The organism is Sphingomonas sp. Leaf242, assembly GCF_001422045.1.
GTDB lineage: Bacteria > Pseudomonadota > Alphaproteobacteria > Sphingomonadales > Sphingomonadaceae > Sphingomonas.
In genome coordinates this window covers 639,715-661,979 of the sequence record NZ_LMLW01000007.1, presented here as the reverse complement: position 1 = coordinate 661,979, position 22,265 = coordinate 639,715, and the positions used below count along the sequence as shown (strand labels likewise).

Below are 22,265 nucleotides of genomic sequence, written 5' to 3'. Positions count from 1 at the left end.
CGGTCGCCTCGCGCTCGGCAACCGCACCCAGCGGCGCGCATGCAGGTAGATCGTCAGGATTTTGAGCCGCAATGAATTATCGTCATTCCTTTCATGCCGGCAATAGTGCCGATGTCGTCAAGCACAGCCTGCTGATCGCCCTCGTGCGGGCCTTGCAGCAAAAACCGGGCGCGCTGACGCTGATCGATACCCATGCCGGCTGCGGGCTGTACGACCTTGGCGGCCAGGATGCCCAGCGCACGGGCGAGTCCACGCACGGCGTGCGGCGGGCCTTTGCCGACACGAACTCCTTGCTGAACGACTACCGCGCCAGCGTGCAGGCGGTGAATGCCGGGGCCGAGCCGCATCTCTATCCCGGCTCGCCGCGGGTTCTGGCGCAGCTTCTGCGCCCGCAGGACTTCCTCATCCTGAACGAAAAACATCCCGATGACGCCTATACCCTGCGCGGCGTGATGCGCGGTACATCCGCTGCCGTGCATGAGCGCGACGCCTACGAGCTTTGGCTGGCGATGCTGCCGACCCGAACCCCGCGCGGCGTGGTGGTGGTCGATCCGCCGTACGAGCAGCTCGATGAGCGCGACCGTATCACGGCCACGCTCGCCGCCGCTCACCGCAAATGGGCGCATGGCGTGACGGTGATCTGGTATCCGCTGAAAGACCGCGCCACGCATTCGCGGTGGAAGGCGCAGTTACGCAAGCTCGGCATCCCGAAATTGCTGGTGGTCGAACATTGGTTGTACGATGACGATCAGCCCGGCATCTATAATGGCGCGGGCCTTTTCATCGTCAATCCGCCCTACGCTTTCATGCAGGCGCTGCCACCCTTGCTGGACGCCCTGTGCGCCGTGCTGGCACCGGACGGGCATAAGGGTGAGATCGCAGCCGCGTGGTTGGAGGATTGACGTAAAACCCGCGTAGCCCCGTTCGGCGGCTATGCATCGTCTCGCTACATCATGGCGATGACCGCGCCGCGAAAACCGATCGCCCGTTCAACGGATCGTAAGGATGAAGGCTTAGCGCCCTCCAGAGGTACAGGAGACGATCATGCCCCTCATGCTTCGCGCATCCCGATTGACGGCCATCACGGTCCTTTACGCGACAGCCGCGGCGGCCGACGCTCCCGAGCCAAGCCCTTCCGTCTATCTCGAGGCATTCAACGAGACCTGCCGCGGCAGCTTTCCAGACTTCGATGCCATCGCGAAAGCCGCCGTCGCGCGCGGGTGGATCGAGCGCGCGGTGCCCTCGGTAGCGATGATCGGCAACAGGCCGATGATGCTCCCCCATGTGTTCAGCAAGGGTGGTATGATGCTGGTCCTCACCCAAGGCAACTCCGGTGCTTTCACGGCCGGTTGCCAAGTGACGGGCACCGCGGGCACTCGCCTTACCGGCCGTGACATCGCGGCCACCGTTGGGCCGGGGTTGAACGCTGGCGCTGCAGACCCTGGACCGGGCGACTACAAGAAGGATGATTTCACCGTCTGGAACCTGGGCAAAGGCATCACCGTTCAGGCGGGCGTCAGCGTCTATAGGGGTAAGGCGCGGAGCGTCTCGCTTGCGATCCTGCAGGCGGCTTCCGCCGACGTCGGGCCGATCAATGCTCCCCCCGCCAAATCGTCGAACGATATTTCCATGGTGGCCATCGGTCTCCCCTTTGCACCGGAGGCGCCCACACCCGTCGGATCGTCGCACCCTCTGTTTCACGACGTCACGATCGGCGAGATTCAGGGCCTTCCCGCCACCGTAAAGAGCTCGGCGCTAAACTTCATAGCGGCGGCTAAGCGTTCCAGTATCAATGCAGCGATGAGCGAAACCTTCCGGCAAATGAATCTCCTCGCACCAGCGCCTGCAGCCGGGCGTAAGCGGCTCGTGGTGTCATGGCTGGGCGACAAGACGCCGTTCCACATCGGCACAGGCAACACGACGAGCGTGACGCTCCACTACCGCCTGGAGCGGGTCGACAACGGGCAGACTTTGTTTGATCGAGAGATCACCACGTCTGCCCACGGCGGCGGCGTGGACGCGTCGATGCGCGACAACGGGATCGTGAGGGCCGCGATCGCGGCGAACTTCGCATCTGCGGCCAATTGCCTGGATCACGCAGCGTTCGGCACGGCGCCCGCAGACTGCGCGCTTACCCCACAATACAGCGTTTCGGTCGTGCGCACCGGGGGATAGCGCAGCAGGATACCGGACTGTCGCTTAACTATGCAGTCCGATCGGCCGGCAACGACCTCAAATGTGTCCGTTGCCTCGATCGACGATACTGTCCGATGGCTGCAGAGAAGGCGAGTTCTACGCGGCCGTTAAAGGCTAGGAAGGTCTTAGGGGCTAAACCGCGCTTCAACGTGGCATAATGCTACGCATCCGGAGCAGGCAATTGGCGACATCCCTCTCGATCCGGTTGTTCGCGGTCTTGTTCGCGATCAGTCTGATGTTTTCAGCGGTACTGGCGTACTATGCCACACGCACGATGAGCTTCGCCTTCCCGATCGCACCCGAGGCGATGACGACATTGGTCATGCGGATCCAGGCGATCCGGGCAGTCGGCCTGGGCCTCGCCTTGTTCCTGATGTTACTGGTGGTCTTGTCGGCGTCGCGCGCTGCTCGCGGTGCGCTCGCTCTGCGCTGGCTTCTGGGCGTCGTGACGAGCTTTGCGTTTCTGCGCGGATCAGGGTTGATCCAACCGCTGGCGCAGCATGATACTGCGATCATCGCAACCTCGGCTTTACAGCTCGTGATGGAAGCGTTGGCGATCCTGTTGCTTTACGGGGAGGATGCGACCGATTGGTTCGAAGCGCGCCGCTGACGGTGTTGCGGCAGCGTTGTTCAGGGTCGTCACGGTGCAAATCCGCTACTGCAGGATCGACCAAAGTACGACGTCGTTGGCTTGGTTTTCCGATCCTGCTAGCGGACATAAACCGCGTCCGGTCTCTCCTTTACAAGTCAACCTTTTCAGTTTTCCAGCCAGCGGCAGCGACGAGCCAAAACAGCATCCCACCACCTGCACCAAAAAGCGCAATTTGGCCGATAAAGGTTAGGTTGGTGAGCCATCCATATGGGGTCAACGATCCGTGCAATACTGTGGCACGCCCACCGGTGCTGGCGCTGTCGGGTGTGATCAGCGACGAAAGGATGAGCCAAGGCAAAGCGGCGACGACAGCCCCGGTCAGGGAGCAATTGAGTAATGTAGCCTCAAAACGTCGGCGCAGAATAAGGAACGCCGGTAAGCCTAGAATCACAGTCGCCGGATATGCTCCGACAACGGCAAGCACTAGGGCGCTGCGCCAAATCCTCTCTAGTGGATCGCTGATCCCGTCGTAGGCTGGCATCATAATGGCCATCACCAATGCTGCGACACCGGGAACGATCAAAAAGGCGGCGATGATGCGCCAAATCGGCGGATAAGAGCGCTCAGGTCTGACAGTATACATAGCGGACAGCTTAGTGCTTCACTGTCAATTTTCTATGCTTTTCACCTCAGAAGCGCACGGTCCGCTTTCCTCCCCGTCTCAGCCGCTCGCAGCGCTGCAGGGCTAAGTCGAGCGCGTGAGTTGCAAATGTTTTGATCGCTGGACCGGCTCTCCCGGGTGGAGGTCGGGGCCAGTTCAGTTGGGGGACGTTGCTGACTGAGCGCGCCGCGCCGTTACTGCAATCTTTCCGATTGGGCCCCGGCTTCCACCGGGCTCTCATGCGAACTCAGGTTGTTCACCCCGCGAAGGCGGGGGCCCAGACCGGGCTATCGCTCGGGAGAAAACAAGGGGCGGGCGACATCGACCCGCAGGCTATGGTCTCCCAAACTCCGCCTATCCGCGCAACAAGTCGAAAGCCGTTGGACCTTGCCGCGCAACGTCGGTACTGCGCGGCCAAGTCCAATCGGAGTGACAACATGGGTTATCGGGTGGTGGTCGCGGGCGCGACCGGCAATGTCGGGCGCGAGATGCTCAATATCCTGGCGGAGCGCGAGTTTCCGGCGGACGAGATCGCCTGCGTCGCGTCGTCGCGCAGCCAGGGGTTGATGGTCGACTATGGCGACACCGGCAAGCAGATCAAATGCACGAACATCGAGCATTTCGACTGGAACGGCTGGGACATGGCGCTGTTCGCGATCGGCTCCGAGGGCACCGCGGTCTACGCGCCGATCGCCGCCGCTGCCGGTTGCGTCGTGATCGACAATTCGTCGCTCTACCGCATGGACCCCGACGTGCCCCTGATCGTGCCCGAGGTGAACCCCGAGGCGATCGACGGCTACAAGGTCCGCAACATCATCGCGAACCCGAACTGCTCGACCGCGCAGATGGTCGTCGCGCTGAAGCCGCTGCACGACGCCGCGAAGATCCTGCGCGTCGTCGTCTCGACCTACCAGTCGGTGTCGGGCGCGGGCAAGGCGGGGATGGACGAGCTGTTCGAGCAGAGCCGCAACATCTTCGTCGGCGATCCGGCCGAGCCGAAGAAGTTCACCAAGCAGATCGCCTTCAACGTGATCCCGCACATCGACAGCTTCCTCGACGACGGATCGACCAAGGAAGAGTGGAAGATGGTCGTCGAGACCAAGAAGATCCTCGACAAGAAGATCAAGGTCACCGCGACCTGCGTCCGCGTCCCCGTGTTCGTCGGCCATTCGGAAGCGATCAACATCGAGTTCGAAAACGAGATCTCGGCCGAAGAAGCGCAGAACATTCTCCGCGAGGCGCCCGGCATCATGCTGGTCGATAAGCGCGAAGACGGCGGGTACATCACCCCGATCGAATGCGTCGGCGACTTCGCGACGTATATCAGCCGCGTGCGCGAGGATCCGACCGTCGAGAACGGCCTCAACCTGTGGTGCGTCAGCGACAACCTCCGCAAGGGTGCGGCGCTGAACGCGGTGCAGATCGCGGAGTTGCTCGGGCGTCGGCATCTGCAGAAGGCGTGAACGCGCGGGGCGGCGGCGTCGTGTCGCCGTCCTTCGATCTGGCGACGACAGGCAATGCAGGATGAGTTTGTGAGCAGCACCCCGAGCGAGACGCAGTATTTCGAGAGCTTCGACGGCACGCGGCTGGCGTGGCACGAGGTTGGCCCGACCACGGATAGTACGCGCGCGGTAGTGTTGATCCACGGCTATTTCTCCGACGCGAAGACCAACTGGATCCGCTATGGCCACGCCGCCAAGATCGCCGCGAAGGGCTTTCGCGTGATCATGCCGGATTTGCGTGCGCACGGTGAGAGCGACAAGCCGCATGGGCTGGAGGCGTATCCTGCCGACGCGCTGACGCAGGACGGGCATGCGCTGATCGCGCATCTCGGACTGACCGACTATGATCTGGGCGGCTATTCGCTGGGCGCGCGGACGACGTCGCGGATGCTGGCGACGGGCGCGACCCCGCGTCGGGTGATCTTCTCGGGGATGGGGCTGGAGGGGCTGACGCAGACGTCGCGCCGTGCCGGGCATTTCCGGAACATCCTGACCAGGCTCGGGCAGCATGTGCAGGGTACGCCCGAGTGGCTGGCGGAGGCGTTCCTCAAGACCACCGGCGGCGATCCGGTCGCGTTGCTTGGCATTCTGGAGACGTTCGTCGATACGCCGTTGGAAACGGTGAAGGCTATCCAGCAGCCGACCCTGGTCGTGTGCGGCGGTGAGGATCAGGACAATGGGTCTGCGCCGGACCTTGCGGCGGCGCTGCCACATGGGGACTATGTCGAGACGCCCGGTGGGCATATGAGTGCGGTGGTAAAGCCCGAGCTTGGTCAGGCGATCGCGGACTTTCTCGCGCGGTAAGCACGCGAGGCTTTGTCCATCATCCCGACGGACGTCGCTTCAAAGAGTAGGGATTGCTCACTAACTTCTGGTTTCCCCGCGAAGGCGGGGGCCCAGAGTTACGAACGCTTCCGTGGTTTCAGCTGGGCCCCCGCCTCCGCGGGGGAACGGTTGGCAGCGGCACTCTCTCGTTTTTACCACCCCGGCGAAGGCCGGGGTCCAGTTGGGAAACGTCGCTAACGGAGCGATGAGCTTAGTTACTCAAGACGTTCCAATTGGGCCCCGGCCTTCGCCGGGGTGGAGGCTTGGTTTGGCAGCGTGCCCGGCGCCTACTCCGGAACCGTCCCTGGATCGGCGATGCCGGCGTCGAACGACTTCGACGAGTCCGCGCCGTCGGCCTGATGCGCGTGCTTGCCCTTTGGTTTGGGCGCTGGCGGAGCCTTGGGCGTGCTGCCTCGCAAGGTGAGCAACGCGCCAACCGCCGCTCCCGCTACCGCGACGCCGCTGAAGATCGCAGCCGCCCCCCATTTACCACGCGTCTTTTCCGGTGGCTTGGCGACCGGGACCGGCGTCGCCGAATTGCGCGCGGGGACCGGGCGCGGGGTGCTGCGCTTGGTCGAGCGCGGCTTTGGCGTCGGCTTGGCTGCGGGCTTTGACGGCGCGGCAGCCACGGGCTTGTCCGCAACCGGTTTTGCCGCGGGCACCGGCTTCGACGCGACCGGCTTGGTCGAAGACGTGGCAGCCGGCGCCGCCTTCGGCGCGCTCGCCTTGCGTGGCGCGCGGCGGCGGGTGACGGGCTTCTTTGCTTCCGTATCGGGCGTGTCGGTGTCGGCCACGGTTATCTTCCCTCGGCAATGATTCCGGATGCGTAACGCATTCCGGCGCGATCCGCTCCGGTTTTTACCGGAAGGGCGGCTCGTCGAACGCGCGGAGCTTGCGGCTGTGGAGCTTCGGTCCCTCCAGGCGGAGCTGTTCGCAGGTCTCGATCCCGATCCGCAGATGCTCGCTTATCGCACGCTCGTAGAAGCGGTTGGCCTGGCCCGGCAGCTTCAATTCGCCGTGGAGCGGCTTGTCCGAGACGCACAGCAACGTCCCGTACGGGACGCGGAAGCGATAGCCCTGCGCCGCGATCGTCGCGGACTCCATGTCGATCCCGACGGCGCGCGACAGTGAGAAGCGGAGCGCGGACTTCGAGTACCGAAGCTCCCAGTTGCGGTCGTCGGTGGTGACGATCGTCCCCGTGCGCAGGCGACGCTTGAGTTCTTCGCCCGACTGGCCCGAGACGATCTCGGCCGCCTTCGCCATCGCGAGCTGGACTTCGGCGATCGCGGGGATCGGGATTTCGGGCGGCAGGACGTCGTCGAGGACATGGTCGTCGCGCAGATAGGCGTGCGCGAGGACATAGTCGCCGATCCGCTGGCTCGGCCGCAATCCGCCGCAATGGCCGATCATCAGCCACGCTTCGGGACGCAGTACCGCGAGATGATCGCAGATCGTCTTCGCGTTCGACGGCCCGACGCCGATGTTGACCAGCGTGATACCGGTGCGATCGTCTGCCATCAGGTGATAGGCGGGCATCTGGTGACGCCGCCACGCGCTGTCGGAAATGATCTTGTCGATGTCATCGCCCGACGAGATCGTGATCCCGCCCGCACCCGACAGGCTGGTGAAGCGCGAGCCTTCGCCGAGCTGCGTGCCGGCCCAGCGGACGAACTCGTCGACGTAGCGGTGATAGTTGGTGAACAGCACGAAGCGCTGCGCGTGTTCGGCGGGCGTACCCATGTAGTGGCGCAGGCGGGCGAGGCTGAAATCGGTGCGCAGGCCATCGAACAGTGCGAGCGGCCGCGTCTCGTCGTTGGCGACCCAGAGACCATCGGCGATCTCGTCGCCGATATGCGCGAGTTCGGTGGCGGGGAAGTGGCGCGACAATTCGGTGGCGGAGACCTCGTCGAGGCTCAGCGCGTGGCCGGGCTCGATCACGTAGGGGAACGGGATTTCCTGGCGGCCTTCGACGGCTTCAACGGTGACGTCGTAATCCTCGATCAGCAGGGTGAGCTGTTCGATCAGATATTCGGCGAAGATCGCGGGCTTGGTGACGCTGATGCGGTATTCGCCGGCGTTGACCAGGCGACCGAACGAGCGGAGCGGGGTAGGGCGATCGACGCCGCCTTTATAAGTCAGCCGGATCTCGGGATAGGCGAACGAGCCGTCGGTGCGGCTGGCCGGATCTGGCGTCGTGCCGTCGGCGATATAGGCGCTCATGGCGGCTTGGAGGCGCTCGACGGAGGCGCGGTAGAGGCGGTCGAGGTCGGCGACGAGGTCGGATGCGATTGTCATCGGGCAGTGTTAGGTGGCGGAGGTTACGGTGGCAAGACTTCGAAATCCTCCCCGGCACGGGGAGGGGGACCGTTCGCGAAGCGAAGGGTGGAGGGGGCGTGCCGCACACGGTACGTTCGCGGAGAGCCCCCTCCGTCAGCCCTGACGGGCTGCCACCTCCCCGTGCCGGGGAGGAATGATCAGATCTCGCTGAGCAGGTGCTCGGCCGAGCTCACCTTGAACTCGCCGGGTGCCTCGACGTTCAGCTGCTCGACCACGCCGTCGTTGACCAGCATCGAATACCGCTGGCTGCGCGTGCCCATGCCGAAGCCCGAGCCGTCCATCGTCAGGCCGATCGCCTTGGCGAAATCGGCATTGCCGTCCGCGAGTAACGTGATGTCGCCGGCGCCTGCCGACTTGCCCCATGCGCCCATCACGAACGCGTCGTTGACCGAGACGCAGGCGATCTCGTCGACGCCCTTGGCCTTCAGCTCGGCTTCCTTCTCGACGAAACCGGGCAAATGCTTGGCCGAGCAGGTCGGCGTGAACGCGCCGGGGACCGCGAACAGCGCGACTTTCCGGCCCTTGAAGAAGCTGTCGGTATCGACCTGGTCGGGGCCATCCGCGGTGGCCTTGACGAGAGTGGTGGTGGGAAGGCGGTCGCCGACGCTGATCGTCATCTGAAATCTCCTGTGCCGCGCGGTCGTCGCGCGCGGTGCGTACCTTGGACGCCGGACGGCGGATTTCAAGCGTGGCGACGGGGTACGCGCAGCGCTATGTTCCTGGTCATGGACAAAACGCGCTTTCTTTCGGGACAATTCCTGCTCGCGATGCCGGGCATGAGCGACCCACGCTTCGCCCGTGCGGTGATCGCGATGTGCAGCCATGACGAGAATGGCGCGATCGGGATCGGGATCGGTGCGACAATCGACGGTTTGGGCTTCCACGATCTGCTCGAACAGTTCGGGATCGCGCCGGGCGACGCGCCGAATGCGCCGGTACATTTCGGCGGCCCGGTCGAGCCGCGGCGCGGGTTCGTGGTGCATTCCTCCGACTGGGGCGGACAGGACTCGGTCGATGTCGCCGGTCGGTGGAAGCTGTCGAGCACGGTCGACGTGCTGCGTGCGATCGCCGAGGGGAAGGGCCCGTCGGAGTGGGTGGTGGCGCTTGGCTATGCCGGTTGGGATGGCGGACAGCTCGAGGGCGAGCTGTCGCGGCCGGGGTGGTTCAACGTGGCCGGGGATGCCGAACTGCTGTTCGAGACCGCGGCGGAGGATCGCTGGACGCTGGCTTTCGCGCAGGCTGGCGTGGATCCGCGGTTGCTCGTCGCGGAGACGGGTCGGGCCTAATCCTTACGTTCTCCTGCGAACGCAGGAGCCCAGGATCACATAGGACACCGTTCGTAACCCTGGGCTCCTGCGTTCGCAGGAGAACGTAAACAGCTTACACAGTGTGCATCCCCAAACGTCATATAAAGATATCTTTATATTTGATTTGGGGCCTCCACTCTCCTATGATGCAGTATCCGGCACGGGCATGAGGCTCGCCGATCACGATATTCTCAGGAGACTCCTCGTGGCCACCACGCTTGCGCCTACGAAGACCGACGCCAAGGCCGACTACGTCGTCGCCGACATCAGCCTCGCCGATTTCGGCCGCGCCGAGATCAACATCGCCGAGACCGAGATGCCCGGCCTGATGTCGCTGCGCACCGAATTCGGCGCCGCACAGCCGCTCAAGGGCGCGCGCATCACCGGTTCGCTGCACATGACGATCCAGACCGCGGTGCTGATCGAGACGCTGACCGCGCTCGGCGCCGACGTCCGCTGGGCGACCTGCAACATCTTCTCGACGCAGGACCACGCCGCCGCCGCGATCGCCGCGACCGGCGTGCCGGTGTTCGCGATCAAGGGCGAGAGCCTCGCGGACTATTGGAACTATGTCGGCGACATCTTCTCGTGGGATCGCGACGTCGAGGGCCAGACTGCCAACATCATCCTCGATGACGGCGGCGACGCGACGATGTTCGCACTCTGGGGCGCCAAGCTCGAAGCCGGCCACACGATGCCCGAGCCCGAGAATGAGGAAGAGGTCGAGATGCAGCGTGCGCTCAAGGCGTACGTCGCGAAGAACCCCGGCTACCTCACCGAGACCGTCAAGAACCTGAAGGGCGTCTCGGAAGAGACCACCACCGGCGTCCACCGCCTGTACGAGATCGCCAAGAAGGGCGAGCTGCCGTTCCCCGCGATCAACGTCAACGACTCGGTCACCAAGTCGAAGTTCGACAATCTCTACGGCTGCAAGGAATCGCTGGTCGACGCGATCCGTCGCGCGACCGACGTCATGCTCGCCGGCAAGGTCGCCTGCGTCGCCGGCTTCGGTGACGTCGGCAAGGGTTCGGCCCAGTCGCTCCGCAACGGCGGCGCGCGCGTGATGGTCACCGAAGTCGATCCGATCTGCGCACTGCAGGCGGCGATGGAAGGCTTCGAGGTCGTGACGATGGAAGAGGCCGTCAGCCGCGCCGACATCTTCTGCACCGCGACCGGCAACGCCGACGTCATCACCGCCGATCACATGAAGGCGATGAAGCCGATGTCGATCGTCTGCAACATCGGCCACTTCGACTCGGAGATCCAGATCGCCGCGCTGTCGAACTACGACTGGACCGAAGTGAAGCCCGGCACCGACCTGGTGAAGTTCCCGGACGGCAAGCAGATCATCATCCTGGCGAAGGGTCGCCTGGTGAACCTCGGTTGCGCCACCGGCCACCCGTCGTTCGTGATGTCGGCCTCGTTCACCAACCAGACGCTCGCGCAGATCGAGCTCTGGACCAAGGGCGAGAACTACAAGAACGAAGTCTACGTCCTTCCGAAGCACCTCGACGAGAAGGTCGCGATGCTTCACCTCGAGAAGCTCGGCGTGAAGCTGTCGAAGCTGTCGGACAAGCAGGCCGGCTACATCGGCGTGCCGGTCGAAGGCCCGTTCAAGCCGGATCACTACCGCTACTAAGATGCCGATACCGATCCTTACGGGATGGGACATCGAAGGGCTCGGTCGAAAGACCGGGCCCTTTTGCATGGTGGCGGCTTCCCCGGCGGGGGCGAAGTGTCCTAGATGGGCGACGATGACGCTCGCTCGCCGCTCCGCTCGCCTATCATGATCACGCTGGGTCTCGGCACGGCGCTGGCCGCAGGCGCGATCCTTTCGCTGCTCGTCGTGGCGGGGGGCATCCTGTTGTTCCTCGGCCAGCGCGCGCGCGGCGATGCTGTGGCGGCGATCGAGGCCAATGCGCATCTTCAGACGCTGCTCGACGGATCGCCTGCGATCGTCACCGTGATCCGCTCGGGCGGACGAATCGAGATGACGCAGCGGATGGCGGACTGGCTCGGGCTGGATGTGGCCCCCCGCTCGATTGCCGAACTTGCTACGGGCGGGACCGGGCTGTCCGCCGACGACGCAGCGCGGCTGATTGCGGATATCACTGCGGCGCAGCGCGCGGGACGGACGTTCGTGCGATCGGTGCGGCTGGTCGGCTCGACACGAGCAATCACGTTTCGCGGTGGCCGTGCGCCCGGCGAGATGGGGGCGGCGGGGGCAGTTTTGCTGTGGGCGTTCGATGCGACCGACAGCGAGGCGGAGATCGCCCGGCTCAGCGCCGAAACCACGCGGCTGGGATCGGCCTATGAATCGCTCACCGGACTGATCGAGGCGGCGCCGATGCCGATGTGGTACCGCGCCAACGATCTGCGTCTGACGATGGTCAACACCGCGTATGTCGATGCGGTCGAGGGGCGCGATGCGGCCGATGTCGTCGCGCGTGGGCTGGAGCTGGTCGAGGGATCGGGCCGCGGCGGGCCGCTGGCCGGCGCTGCGGTCGCGCGCGAGCAAGGTCGGCCGCATCAACAGGTCTTGCCGGCGACGATCGACGGCGCGCGGCGCTCGTTGCAGATCTACGACGTGCCGCTGCCGAGCGGCGGCGTGGCCGGGTTCGCGATCGATATCGAGGAGCTGGAACAGGCGCGGTCGGGCGCCAAGCGCTTCGCCGAGGCGCAGCGTGCGATGCTCGACCGGCTGTCGGCAGGCGTCGCGCAGTTCGGCGGGGACCGGTCACTCGTGTTCTGCAACCAGCCGTTCCGGCGGATGTTCGCGATGCGCAGCGAATGGCTCGCCGATCGCCCCGAATTCGACCGCGTGCTCGAGCGAATGCGCGAAGCCAACCGCCTGCCGGAGGTTCGCGACTTCCCGAGCTGGAAGGCGGAGCGGCGCGGCTGGTTCCTGCAGACCGGCGGATCGCAGAGCGGCCCGGTCGGCGGTGGCGCGATCGAGGAGAACTGGCATCTGCGCGGCGGCACGCATCTGCGCGTCGTCGCGCAGCCGTTGCCGGATGGCGGGCTGTTGCTGATCTTCGAGGATCGCACCGAGCAGGTCCAGCTCGCGAGCGCGCGCGACACGCTGTTGCGGGTGCGGACCGCGACGTTCGACAACCTCTTCGAGGCGCTCGGCGTGTTCGCGGCCGATGGCCGGTTGCAGGTCTGGAACAACCGGTTCCGGCTGTTGTGGGGTCTCGAGGAGGAATTCCTCGCCGCGCACCCGCGCGTCGACGCGTTCGCGGAGGCGGTGGGCGGCAAGCTCGCGACGCCGAGCCGTTCGGCGCTGATCCCCGATCTGGTCCGCTCGGCGACGGTCGAGCGCCAGCAGCGCGGCGGGCGCGTGGCGTTCGCCGACGGGCGCCATTTCGAGTTTGCCGGAGTGCCGCTGCCCGATGGCAACGCGCTGTTCACGATGCTCGACATCACCGACAGCCGGCGCGCCGAGCAGGCGTTGCGCGACCGTGCCGACGCGCTGGAGGCCGCCGACAAGGTCAAGACCGCGTTCGTCGCCAACATGAGCTATGAACTGCGCACGCCGTTGACGTCGATCAGCGGGTTCGCGGAGATGCTGCACGGCGGCTATGCGGGCGAGATGACGCCGCAAGCCGTCGGGTATGTCGGCGCGATCCTCGAGTCGGTCGAGCGGCTCGGGCTGCTGGTCGACGACGTGCTCGACCTGACGCGCGCCGAGAGCGACCGCGACGAGACCGACCGCAGCGACGTCGATCTCGCCAACACCGTGCGCGCCGCGGCCGAGACGATCCTGCCGTCGGCGAAACGGCGCAAACTCGACTTCGCGGTCGAGGTCGCGCGGTCGACGGGACGCGTCAACGGCAATCCGAAGCGGCTGAAGGAGGTCGTCGAGCATCTGTTGCGGCATGCGGTCGCGGCGACGCCCGATGGCGGACGGGTGCTGTTGCATACCGACGGCAATGCGACGTCGGCGCGGATCGTGGTGTCGGACGATGGGGTCGGGATGGATGCGGAGGCGGTCGCGCATGCGTTCGACCGGTTCGCGGAGTCGAAGCCGATGGGGGATCGGGCTTTGGGTCTCGGACTGCCGTTGGCGAAACAGTTCGTCGAGGCGCATGGCGGGACGATCGAGCTGGTATCCGAACCCGGCGCGGGCACGCTGATCACCGTAGAATTGCCACGTCGATGATCGTTTTGAATCTACTCCGTCTCCCCTCCGGGGAGAGGGTTGGGGTGAGGGGCAGCCAAGCAGTGCGTCGCCCGGAACAGCCCCTCACCCAACCCTCTCCCCGGAGGGGAGAGGGCTCGTGCGCGTGATCCGACTACCCGACCCGCAAGCTACCGAAGCGTTCGGGGCTATGCTTGCCGATCTGGTCCGACCCGGGGACGTGATCACCCTCGAAGGCACGCTAGGCGCCGGCAAGACCAGCGTCGCGCGCGGCCTGCTCGCCGCACTCGGGCTCGCCGGCGAAGCACCATCGCCGAGCTTCGCGATCGTCCAGCCCTACGAGCCGCCCGAAGTGCGCTTCCCCGTACTCCACGTCGACCTCTACCGGATCGACGACCCCGCCGAGATCGAGGAACTCGCACTCGACGACGCGCGCTATGATTCGCTGCTGCTGGTCGAGTGGCCGGAGCGGGCGGGCCCGGATTACTGGCCGGACGCGCTTCGCTTGACCCTGACGATCGAGCTGGACTGCACGCGCGGCTTGACAGTGGGAGTCCCGGAAGCTTGGAGGTCGCGATGGCCGACATGACCCCGCCGCCCGGCGCCGCCGCTTTTCTCGACGCTCATGGCTGGGGTGGGGCACAGATCCTCCCGGTCGCCGGCGACGCCTCGTTTCGGCGCTATTTCCGCGCGATCGAAGCAGGGCGGCAAGCGATCCTCATGGACGCGCCGCCGCCACACGAAGATCCCCGCCCGTTCATCGCGGTCGCGGAATGGCTTGTCGCGCACGACTTCGCGGCACCGGCGATCCTCGCGTCCGATCTCGACCGCGGGCTCGTGCTGATCGAAGATTTCGGCGACGATCGGCTGCGCGAGGCGGTCGACGCTTCACCGGACGAAGAACTGTCGCTGTATGCGCCGGCGATCGACCTGCTGGTGCGGTTGCGTGCCGAGCCGGCCGGGCCGGTCCCCCCCTATGATCGCGCGGTGCTGAAGCGTGAGGCGGGGCTATTCGTCGAATGGTACTGCCCGGCGGTCGGAATCGAGGCAGATCTCGCAGGATGGGACGCGGCTTGGGAGTCGGTGTTCGATCACGCGATCGCCGAGACTCCAGTGACGGTACTGCGCGATTATCACGCCGAGAACCTGATGCTCGTCGGGCCGGAGCGATCGCTCGGCCTGCTCGATTTCCAGGACGCGCTTGCGGGGCATCCGGCCTACGATCTGGTGTCGCTGTTGCAGGATGCGCGGCGGACGGTCGATCCGGCGGTCGAGGCGGCGATGCTGGCACGATATCGCGCGGCGGCGGACGCGGGAGAAGAGTTCATGAACGCGTATCACGTGCTCGGCGCGCAGCGGAACGCGAAGATCCTCGGCATCTTCACGCGGCTGTGGAAGCGCGACGGCAAGCCGCATTACGCGACGATGTGCCCGCGCGTGTGGACGTATCTGGAGCGCGATCTGGCGCAGCCGGTCATGGCGCCGGTCGCGGCGTGGTTCGCGGCGAACGTGCCGCCCGCGCTGCGCGGCGATCCGCTGGCCTTGAGCGCGTGAGCCGCCAGCAGACGATCCGGCCCGTCCCTCGCGGTGACGTGCCTGAAACGGCGATGGTGATGGCGGCGGGCCTGGGCAAGCGAATGCGGCCGCTGACCGCGACCCGACCCAAGCCGCTGGTCAAGGTCGCGGGCAAGCCGTTGATCGATCACGTGTTCGAGCGGTTGCAGGCCGCCGGGATCAAGCGCGCGGTCGTCAACGTGCATTATCTCGCGGATACGCTGGAGGCGCACGTCACCGACCGGTTCGACGGGATCGACGTGGTGATTTCCGACGAGCGGAAAATGCTGATGGAGACGGGCGGCGGGCTCGTCCAGGCGCGGCATCTGCTCGGCAACGCGCCGGTGCTGGTCGTCAACAGCGACAATCTCTGGATCGACGGCCCGGTCGACGCGATCAGGCTGCTCGCGTCGCGCTGGGACGACGCGAAGATGGATGCGCTGCTGCTGATGGTGCCGCTCGCGCGCGCCAACAATCACTCCGGCATGGGCGATTTTTATCTCGGCAGCGACGGGCGGATCGTGGGCCGCCGCAAGCCCGGCCGCGTCGCGCCGTTCGCCTATACCGGCATCCAGATCCTCCACCCGCGGTTGATCGCGGACTGGCCGGAAGGTCCGTTCTCGACCAACATCTTCTGGGACCGCGCGATCGAGGCGGGCCGCGCTTACGGTCAGGTCCACCAGGGCCTGTGGTTCGACGTCGGCACGCCCGCCGCGATCCCGAAGACCGAGGCGATCCTCGCGGATGGCTGATATTGCCACGGCGGATCGCCCGACGCTCTACACGATCCCCGCGCACCGGGCGTTTGCAGATGCGCTGGTCGCCGGGCTGACCCGGCGGGCGGGGCGCGATCCGCTGGCGCTCGCCCGCGCGCTGGTCGTATTGCCGAACAACCGCGCGGTGAAGGCGTTGACCGAGGCGTTCGTGCGCGCGAGCGGCGGCGGGCTTGTTTTGCCGCGACTGGTGGCGCTGGGCGATCCGGAGATGGGCGAGGCAGTCGGCGCTGCGCTCGACCCGGCGGACGACATCGATCCGCCGCTGCCCGCGGTACCGCCGTACCAGCGCCGCATGATCCTCGCCCGACTGGTGTCCGAAGAGCGCGCGCGCGAAGGCCATCCGGTCGATGCCGCCGAAGCGGTGCGCCTCGCAGGCGAACTCGCGCGGACGCTCGATCAGTTGCTGGTCGAGGAAGTGCCGCCGACCAAGTTGCGCGATATCGAGCTTGGCCCCGAACTGACCGAACACTGGCGCCGCGCGCTGGCGACGTTCGAGATCGTGCTGCAACGCTGGCCGGGCGAACTCGCGCGGCTTGAGCGGATCGATGAAGCGACGCGGCGCTCGGCGTTGCTCGACCGGCTCGCCCAGCGCTGGCGGAACGCGCCACCCGCCGGGATCGTCTGCGCGGCCGGCGTGACCGATTCCGCGCCCGCAGTCGCGCGCCTGCTCCGCTGCATCGCCGACATGCCGCAGGGCATGGTGGTGTTCGCAGGGCTCGACCTGGCCCTGCCGGACGAGGAATGGGACGCACTCGGCCCGCATGATGCGAACCCGGTCACCGGTCTCACGCGGCGCTCGATCGAGACGCATCCGCAGTTCGATGCCAAGCTGATGCTCCTTCGCATGGGGGTTGCTCGCGGCGAGGTGCAGACATGGCGCGAAGGTGGCGGGCATGACGCCGACCCCGCGCGCGGCCGGGCGATCGCCAACGCGCTGGCACCCGCGGATTTCACCGGCAAGTGGACGCAGATCGCCGCGGAGGATCGCCGCTTGAAGGGCGTCACCGCCGCCGAACTCGCCACGCCCGCAGAGGAAGCGCAAGCGATCGCGCTCGTCCTACGCGAGGCGTTGGAAGTGCCCGAGCGGACCGCCGCGCTGGTCACGCCGGATCGTGCCTTGGCGCGACGGGTGGCGGCGCATCTAGGACGCTGGGGGATCGGCATCGACGACAGCGCGGGGCGGCCCCTGTCGATCCTGCCGCCGGGGACGTTGCTCCTCGCGCTGGCCGAAGCGGCGGCGCAGCGCTTCTCGCCGCTGGCGTTGCTGGCGTTGCTGAAGCACCCGCTAGTGCGTGCCAGCGAAAAGCCCTCCGAACGCCCGATACGTCTTGAATGGCTCGACGGCGCGCGCGCACTCGATCGCAGGCTTCGCGGCCCGCGACCGGCAGCGGGGCTCGACGGGATCGCCGGGCATCTCGAGGAGCGCAAGGGCACCGCCGCGACATGGTGGGCAGACGTCCAGCCGTTGCTGACACCGCTGGCGAACGCGTTCGATCAGGGGCCGCAGCCCTTGGCGTCGGTACTCGCCTGCCTGCGCGAGACGGCGCAGACCTTGTGCGGCGACAATCTCTGGTCGGGGCTCGCAGGGCGTGCGGCCGCGGAGTTCCTCGCCGATCTGGAAGCGGAAGCCCCAGCCGGACCCCCGCGTATCGATCCGCACGAACTGCCGCAATTGTTGCGCACGTTGCTCGACGAAGTCGCGGTGCGTCCGGCGCCGGGCGGCCATCCACGGCTCGCGATCTACGGCCTGATCGAGGCGCGGTTGCAGACGGCGGACGTCATGGTGCTCGGCGGGCTGAACGAGGGCGTGTGGCCGGGGCGGCCTGCGCCTGACCCATGGCTCGCACCCCGCATTCGCATGGAACTCGGGTTGCCGGGGTTGGAACGCCGCGTCGGCACCGCGGCGCATGATTTCGCGCAGGCCTTGGGTGCACCGCGAGCAGTCGTCACGCGCGCGCGGCGGGATGCCAAATCACCCGCGCTGGCGTCGCGGCTCTGGCTACGATTGCAGGCGCTCGCGGGCGATCGGTTCGAACGCGCTTCGGCACTGGAAGGCTGGACGCGCGCGCTCGACGATCCGGGCGAGCATCTGCCCGCCGACCGTCCCGCGCCGTCGCCCCCTGCGCTACTGCGTCCAAAGGTGATCTCCGTCACCGAGGTCGATCGCCTCAAGGCCGACCCCTACGCCTTCTACGCCCGCCGCGTGCTCGGGCTGATGCCGCTCGACCCGGTCGATGCCGATCCGAGCGCGGCATGGCGGGGCACCGCGGTGCACGACATTCTCGAGCAATGGTGGAAGCAGGATAACTGCACCGTCGACACGCTGCGACAGCGCGCGAAGGCGATGCTCGACGACGAGCGGACGCACCCGATGATGCGCGCGTTGTGGCAGCCGCGGTTGCTCGAGGCGATCGACTGGATCGCGGGCGCTATCGTCGCGCAAGGCGAGGATGGGCGGACCGTCGCCAGCGCCGAGGGCAAGGGCAAGATCGAGATCGCCGGCGTGACCCTCTCGGGCCGCTACGACCGCATCGACAAGCTGCCCGACGGACGCCTCGCGGTGATCGACTACAAGACCGGCAAGCCGCCTTCGCCGACCGCGGTGCGTGCAGGCTACAGCCTGCAGCTCGGACTGCTCGGACTGATCGCCGAGCGCGGCGGGTTCGAGGATGTGCGCGGCACTGCGGGCGCGTTCGAATATTGGTCGCTCGGCAAGAAGCGCGACGCGTTCGGCTATATCGAGAGCCCGGTCGATCCCGAGGGCAAGCGCGACAAGATTCCGACCGCCGAATTCACGGCAATCGCCGCGCACAACTTCACCGAAGTCGTCGGCGAATGGCTCACCGGCAGCGCCGCTTTCACCGCGAAACTCGTCCCTGAATACGCCCCCTATGCCGAGTATGACCAGCTGATGCGACGCGACGAATGGTATGGCCGTGAGCGGTGACGCGCTAGCAACGCTCCCCCGGCTGAGGGGCGCGCAGGCGGATGCGAGCAATCCCGCCTCGCACGTCTGGCTATCGGCGTCGGCGGGGACCGGCAAAACGCAGGTGCTGGCCGCCCGCGTGTTCCGGCTGCTGTTGCGCGGTGTCGATCCCGGCGCGATCCTGTGCCTGACCTTTACCAAGGCAGGCGCGGCGGAGATGGCGCAGCGCATCAACGGCCGGCTCGCCGCATGGGTACGAATGCCCGCGCCAGCGCTCGCCGCGGACCTGATCGCGCTCGGCGAGAGCCCGGTGCAGGCGTTGCAGGATCGCGCCCGCACGCTGTTCGCCAAGGTGCTCGATGCGCCGGGCGGGGGTTTGCGTATCCAGACGATCCACGGCTTCTGCCAGGGGCTGCTGGCGGCGTTCCCTGTCGAGGCGGGGCTGACGCCGGGCTTCCGGCCGCTGGAGGCGCGCGAAGAAGCGGGGCTCGCACGCGAAGCTCTGGCGTCGATGCTGTCCGACGCCGAGCGCGATGGACGCGAACGCCCGGTCGAGATCGTCGGCCGGCTGTCGCTGCGGATGGGCGAGGGCGGGGCGGAGGCGTTCCTGCTCGCCTGCGCCCGGGCGCTACCGGCGTTGGAGGCGCTCCCGGTCGGGATCCAGCCTTGGCTTCGGCGCGAACTCGGGCTTCCGTCCGGGGATATCGACGAGGCGATCGCGGAATGGTGCGACGTGCTCGACCTCGATGCGATCGCGCGCATTGCAGCGGCCAATCGCGCCTGGGGGACCGCAACCGGACAGGCCGCGGCGGCGACCGTGCAGCGCTGGCTTGACTCCGAGGATCGCGCGGCGACGCTGGACGAACTCGCCAGCGTCGTGCTGACCGGCACGGGCACGCAGCGCAAGGCCTCGAAGAAACTGATCGATGCCGAGCCCGACTACGAAGTCCTCGCGCGCGATCTGGGGGAGGCGTGCACCGACGTGCTGTCGATGGTGCAACGCGCGACCTATTGCGACCTGCTCGCCGACGGGCTGGAGGTCGGGCGCGATTATGCTCGCGGCTATGCGCTGGCCAAGCGGCGCGCGGGCGCAGTCGATTTCGACGACCTGATCGCGACGACGGTGGCGTTGCTCGACCAGCCGGGGATCGGCGAGTGGGTCCGCTACAAGCTCGACCAGGCGACCGAGCATCTGCTCATCGACGAGGCGCAGGACACCAACGGCCACCAGTGGCGGATCGTCCGTGCGCTTGCGGACGAGTTCTTCGTCGGCCGCGGCATCTATGCGCCGTCGACGCGCACCCTGTTCACGGTCGGTGACTACAAACAGGCGATCTTCGGGTTCCAGGGCACCGACCCGCTCAATTTCCAGGCCGCCGAACAGTATTTCGGCGGTCGGGCGAGCGAGGCGGAAGGCGACGACGACTGGCCCGAGGAGGATCGCGGGCTCCCCTTGGCGCGGCTGTCGTTGCGCCACTCGTTCCGATCGACGCGAACCGTGCTGGAGTTCGTCGATGCGGCGATCGACGCGATCGGCGAGCCGGGGCTGGGTATCGCGGGCGAAGTCGAACGGCACGCGAGCGAGGTCGCCGGGCCGGGCACCGTGACCTTGTGGCCACCGGTATCGGCCGGCGGCAGCGAGGACGACGAAGAGGGCTGGGTCGACGACGCGGTGCGCAAGCTCGCCAGCGACATCGCGCGTGCGGTGAAGGGCTGGCTCGCGCCCGAGACCGGCCTGATGCTGGAGAGCAAGGGGCGGCGGCTGCGGCCCGAGGACGTCATGATCCTCGTCAAGCGACGCGGCGATCTCGCCTCGCTGATCGTCGCGCGGCTCTATGCCGAGGGCGTGCCGGTCGCGGGCGTCGATCGCTTGCGGCTGAACGCGCCGCTGGCGGTGCAGGATCTGCTCGCGACGATCCGCTTCGTGTTACAGCCGGAGGACGATCTCAGCGTCGCGGCGCTGCTCGTATCTCCGCTGATCGGCTGGACGCAGGACGAACTGATGGCCGCCGCCCCGCGCGAGGCCGGGCCGTTGTGGCGCCACCTGCAACGCACGCAACCCGCGACGCGGCTCGCGCCCTTGCTGGCGATGCTGGCGCGCGCGGATATCGCCACGCCGTACCAGTTTCTGGAGGAGCTGCTGTCGGGCCCGCTCGACGGTCGCCGCAAACTGATCCGCCGACTGGGAACTGAGGCGCGCGATCCGATCGAGGAACTACTCAACGCTGCGCTGACGTTCGAGAGCACGACGACGCCGTCGTTGCAACGCTTCCTCGACTGGTTCGATCGCGGCGATGTCGAGATCGTCCGCGATCCCTCGGCGCCGCTCGACGCGGTCCGGGTGATGACCGCGCACGGCGCCAAGGGGTTGCAGGCGCCGCTGGTGATCCTAGCGGATGCGACGGCCGACCCATCGGCGGCGCCGCGCTCGATCCTCAAATGGGCACCAGAGCCTGGGGCCGCGCCGATCCCGGTGTTCCGGCCGCGGTCGAGCGAGCGCGGCGGGCCGCTGGATGCCGTCGTATCGGCCGCCGAGCAGCGCGAACTGGAGGAGCATTGGCGGCTGTTCTACGTCGCCGCGACGCGCGCCGAAGAGCGGCTGGTGATCGCCGGTGCGCTCGGGCCTCGTGCAAAGGGCGTGCCGCCGGAGAACAGCTGGTACGCCGCAGCCGATCGGGCGCTGACGGCGCTCGAGGTGCCGGCGGATGAGGGCGCGCGGACGTTCGCCGGGGTCGAGCCTCAGCCTGCGGTGATGGCCAAGGCTTCGGCTTCGGTCGAGAGTGCGGCTAATGCGCAGCTGCCGGCCTGGGCGCATGAACCCGCACCGCAAGAAGCGCGTCCGCCTCGTCCGCTGTCGCCGTCTGCGCTGGGTAACGACGCGGTGTCCGATCCGCCGCCGACACCAGCGATGCGCGTCGCGGCGGAGCGGGGCCGGTTGATCCATGCGCTGTTCGAGCGGCTGCCGGCGGTTGCCGCCACCGACCGCGCGACGGCAGCCGATCGCTGGCTGGCGAAAGCAGGCGGCGTCGACGATGCCGCAGCACGGTCCGAAATCGTGCGGAGCGTGGTCGCAGTGCTCGACGATCCGCGCTTTGCCGAGCTTTTCAGCGCGGATACGTTGGCCGAAGCGCCGATCGCCGCCACCCTTGCGAACGGCATGGTCGTGTCGGGGACGGTCGATCGCCTGCTGATCGAGGCCGATCGCATCCGCGTCGTCGACTTCAAGACCGGGCGACGTGCACCCCGCGGCCTCGACGACGTGCCGGAATACCATCTGAAGCAGATGGCGGCCTATGCCGAAGCCTTGAGCGTGATCTTCCCCGGCCGGTCGGTCGAGGCGGCCTTGCTGTACACGGCAGGACCGCGGTTGATCGTGCTGAACGACGAGACGCTGGCCGCGAACAAGCCGCACTATCGGCCCACGGAGCAAAGCTAGCCCCCCGGTGGT

17 protein-coding genes are annotated in these 22,265 nt (G+C 66.9%); 13 read left to right on the top strand and 4 right to left on the bottom strand.

Annotated features, from left to right (window positions below):
* Nucleotides 1-71: 71 nt before the first annotated feature.
* The 3 genes from ASF09_RS07355 (at nt 72) to ASF09_RS07345 (ending at nt 2,806) form a co-directional block, all read left to right on the top strand.
* On the top strand, nt 72-902 hold the full coding sequence (locus tag ASF09_RS07355) for a 23S rRNA (adenine(2030)-N(6))-methyltransferase RlmJ (protein WP_060525563.1): 831 nt from the start codon (nt 72-74) through the stop codon (nt 900-902).
* A gap of 142 nt (nt 903-1,044) precedes the next feature.
* Complete coding sequence (locus tag ASF09_RS07350; RefSeq protein ID WP_156359248.1) at nt 1,045-2,175, top strand: hypothetical protein; 1,131 nt, start codon at nt 1,045-1,047, stop codon at nt 2,173-2,175.
* A gap of 202 nt (nt 2,176-2,377) precedes the next feature.
* On the top strand, nt 2,378-2,806 hold the full coding sequence (locus ASF09_RS07345) for a hypothetical protein (RefSeq protein ID WP_235529708.1): 429 nt from the start codon (nt 2,378-2,380) through the stop codon (nt 2,804-2,806).
* A gap of 130 nt (nt 2,807-2,936) precedes the next feature.
* Here the strand turns inward: ASF09_RS07345 and ASF09_RS07340 are convergent, their stop codons facing one another.
* Nucleotides 2,937-3,431 carry a hypothetical protein gene (locus ASF09_RS07340; protein WP_060525560.1) on the bottom strand — a complete coding sequence of 165 codons (495 nt, stop codon included), beginning with the start codon at nt 3,429-3,431 and terminating at the stop codon, nt 2,937-2,939.
* Between the two features lie 455 nt (nt 3,432-3,886).
* Between ASF09_RS07340 and ASF09_RS07335 the strand changes: the two genes are divergently transcribed.
* Together ASF09_RS07335 and ASF09_RS07330 are read left to right on the top strand one after the other, a co-directional pair.
* The gene (locus ASF09_RS07335) at nt 3,887-4,912 is read left to right on the top strand and encodes an aspartate-semialdehyde dehydrogenase (protein ID WP_060525559.1); all 1,026 of its coding nucleotides are present in this window, start codon (nt 3,887-3,889) and stop codon (nt 4,910-4,912) included.
* Nucleotides 4,913-4,981: 69 nt separating this feature from the next.
* On the top strand, nt 4,982-5,755 hold the full coding sequence (locus ASF09_RS07330; RefSeq protein WP_060525740.1) for an alpha/beta fold hydrolase: 774 nt from the start codon (nt 4,982-4,984) through the stop codon (nt 5,753-5,755).
* 308 nt (nt 5,756-6,063) lie between these two features.
* Here ASF09_RS07330 and ASF09_RS07325 read toward each other — a convergent pair whose 3' ends face one another.
* From ASF09_RS07325 to ASF09_RS07315, 3 genes are all read right to left on the bottom strand, one after another.
* Nucleotides 6,064-6,570 (bottom strand): hypothetical protein, encoded by a 507-nt coding sequence (locus ASF09_RS07325; RefSeq protein WP_082444130.1) that lies wholly within the window; start codon nt 6,568-6,570, stop codon nt 6,064-6,066.
* A 64-nt stretch (nt 6,571-6,634) separates the two neighbouring features.
* Entirely contained in the window at nt 6,635-8,071 is a 1,437-nt protein-coding gene (locus tag ASF09_RS07320; protein ID WP_060525558.1) for an AMP nucleosidase, read from the bottom strand.
* A gap of 179 nt (nt 8,072-8,250) precedes the next feature.
* A complete protein-coding gene (locus ASF09_RS07315) occupies nt 8,251-8,730 on the bottom strand; it encodes a peroxiredoxin (protein WP_056048648.1) in 480 nt (159 codons plus the stop codon).
* 108 nt (nt 8,731-8,838) lie between these two features.
* Between ASF09_RS07315 and ASF09_RS07310 the strand changes: the two genes are divergently transcribed.
* The 8 genes from ASF09_RS07310 (at nt 8,839) to addA (ending at nt 22,253) form a co-directional block, all read left to right on the top strand.
* On the top strand, nt 8,839-9,399 hold the full coding sequence (locus ASF09_RS07310) for a YqgE/AlgH family protein (RefSeq protein WP_060525738.1): 561 nt from the start codon (nt 8,839-8,841) through the stop codon (nt 9,397-9,399).
* Nucleotides 9,400-9,625: 226 nt separating this feature from the next.
* The gene (gene ahcY, locus ASF09_RS07305; protein ID WP_060525557.1) at nt 9,626-11,059 is read left to right on the top strand and encodes an adenosylhomocysteinase; all 1,434 of its coding nucleotides are present in this window, start codon (nt 9,626-9,628) and stop codon (nt 11,057-11,059) included.
* 147 nt (nt 11,060-11,206) lie between these two features.
* Nucleotides 11,207-13,582, top strand: coding sequence for a PAS domain-containing sensor histidine kinase (locus tag ASF09_RS07300; protein WP_060525737.1), 2,376 nt, complete (start codon nt 11,207-11,209; stop codon nt 13,580-13,582).
* 127 nt (nt 13,583-13,709) lie between these two features.
* Entirely contained in the window at nt 13,710-14,150 is a 441-nt protein-coding gene (gene tsaE / locus ASF09_RS07295; protein ID WP_082444171.1) for a tRNA (adenosine(37)-N6)-threonylcarbamoyltransferase complex ATPase subunit type 1 TsaE, read from the top strand.
* Nucleotides 14,147-15,115, top strand: coding sequence for an aminoglycoside phosphotransferase family protein (locus ASF09_RS07290; RefSeq protein ID WP_200912548.1), 969 nt, complete (start codon nt 14,147-14,149; stop codon nt 15,113-15,115). The genes tsaE and ASF09_RS07290 overlap by 4 nt, the downstream gene beginning before the upstream one ends.
* A 53-nt stretch (nt 15,116-15,168) precedes the next feature.
* On the top strand, nt 15,169-15,867 hold the full coding sequence (locus ASF09_RS07285; RefSeq protein WP_082444170.1) for a nucleotidyltransferase family protein: 699 nt from the start codon (nt 15,169-15,171) through the stop codon (nt 15,865-15,867).
* A complete protein-coding gene (gene addB / locus ASF09_RS07280; protein WP_082444129.1) occupies nt 15,860-18,838 on the top strand; it encodes a double-strand break repair protein AddB in 2,979 nt (992 codons plus the stop codon). Before ASF09_RS07285 ends, addB begins: the two co-directional genes overlap by 8 nt.
* Nucleotides 18,822-22,253: a double-strand break repair helicase AddA gene (gene addA / locus ASF09_RS07275; protein WP_060525553.1), complete on the top strand. Its 3,432-nt coding sequence runs from the start codon at nt 18,822-18,824 to the stop codon at nt 22,251-22,253. Before addB ends, addA begins: the two co-directional genes overlap by 17 nt.
* The last annotated feature ends 12 nt before the right edge of the window (nt 22,254-22,265 follow it).

What these genes read in the sequence shown, in the direction of transcription:
- ASF09_RS07355 (WP_060525563.1), top strand. Translation starts at nt 72, where the DNA reads ATGAATTATCGTCATTCCTTTCATGCCGGCAATAGTGCCGATGTCGTC.
- addA (WP_060525553.1), top strand. Translation starts at nt 18,822, where the DNA reads ATGGCCGTGAGCGGTGACGCGCTAGCAACGCTCCCCCGGCTGAGGGGC.
- addB (WP_082444129.1), top strand. Translation starts at nt 15,860, where the DNA reads ATGGCTGATATTGCCACGGCGGATCGCCCGACGCTCTACACGATCCCC.
- ASF09_RS07290 (WP_200912548.1), top strand. Translation starts at nt 14,147, where the DNA reads ATGACCCCGCCGCCCGGCGCCGCCGCTTTTCTCGACGCTCATGGCTGG.
- ASF09_RS07315 (WP_056048648.1), bottom strand. Translation starts at nt 8,730, where the DNA reads ATGACGATCAGCGTCGGCGACCGCCTTCCCACCACCACTCTCGTCAAG.
- ASF09_RS07340 (WP_060525560.1), bottom strand. Translation starts at nt 3,431, where the DNA reads ATGTATACTGTCAGACCTGAGCGCTCTTATCCGCCGATTTGGCGCATC.
- ASF09_RS07300 (WP_060525737.1), top strand. Translation starts at nt 11,207, where the DNA reads ATGATCACGCTGGGTCTCGGCACGGCGCTGGCCGCAGGCGCGATCCTT.
- ASF09_RS07350 (WP_156359248.1), top strand. Translation starts at nt 1,045, where the DNA reads ATGCCCCTCATGCTTCGCGCATCCCGATTGACGGCCATCACGGTCCTT.
- ASF09_RS07285 (WP_082444170.1), top strand. Translation starts at nt 15,169, where the DNA reads ATGGTGATGGCGGCGGGCCTGGGCAAGCGAATGCGGCCGCTGACCGCG.
- ASF09_RS07310 (WP_060525738.1), top strand. Translation starts at nt 8,839, where the DNA reads ATGGACAAAACGCGCTTTCTTTCGGGACAATTCCTGCTCGCGATGCCG.
- ASF09_RS07320 (WP_060525558.1), bottom strand. Translation starts at nt 8,071, where the DNA reads ATGACAATCGCATCCGACCTCGTCGCCGACCTCGACCGCCTCTACCGC.
- ASF09_RS07335 (WP_060525559.1), top strand. Translation starts at nt 3,887, where the DNA reads ATGGGTTATCGGGTGGTGGTCGCGGGCGCGACCGGCAATGTCGGGCGC.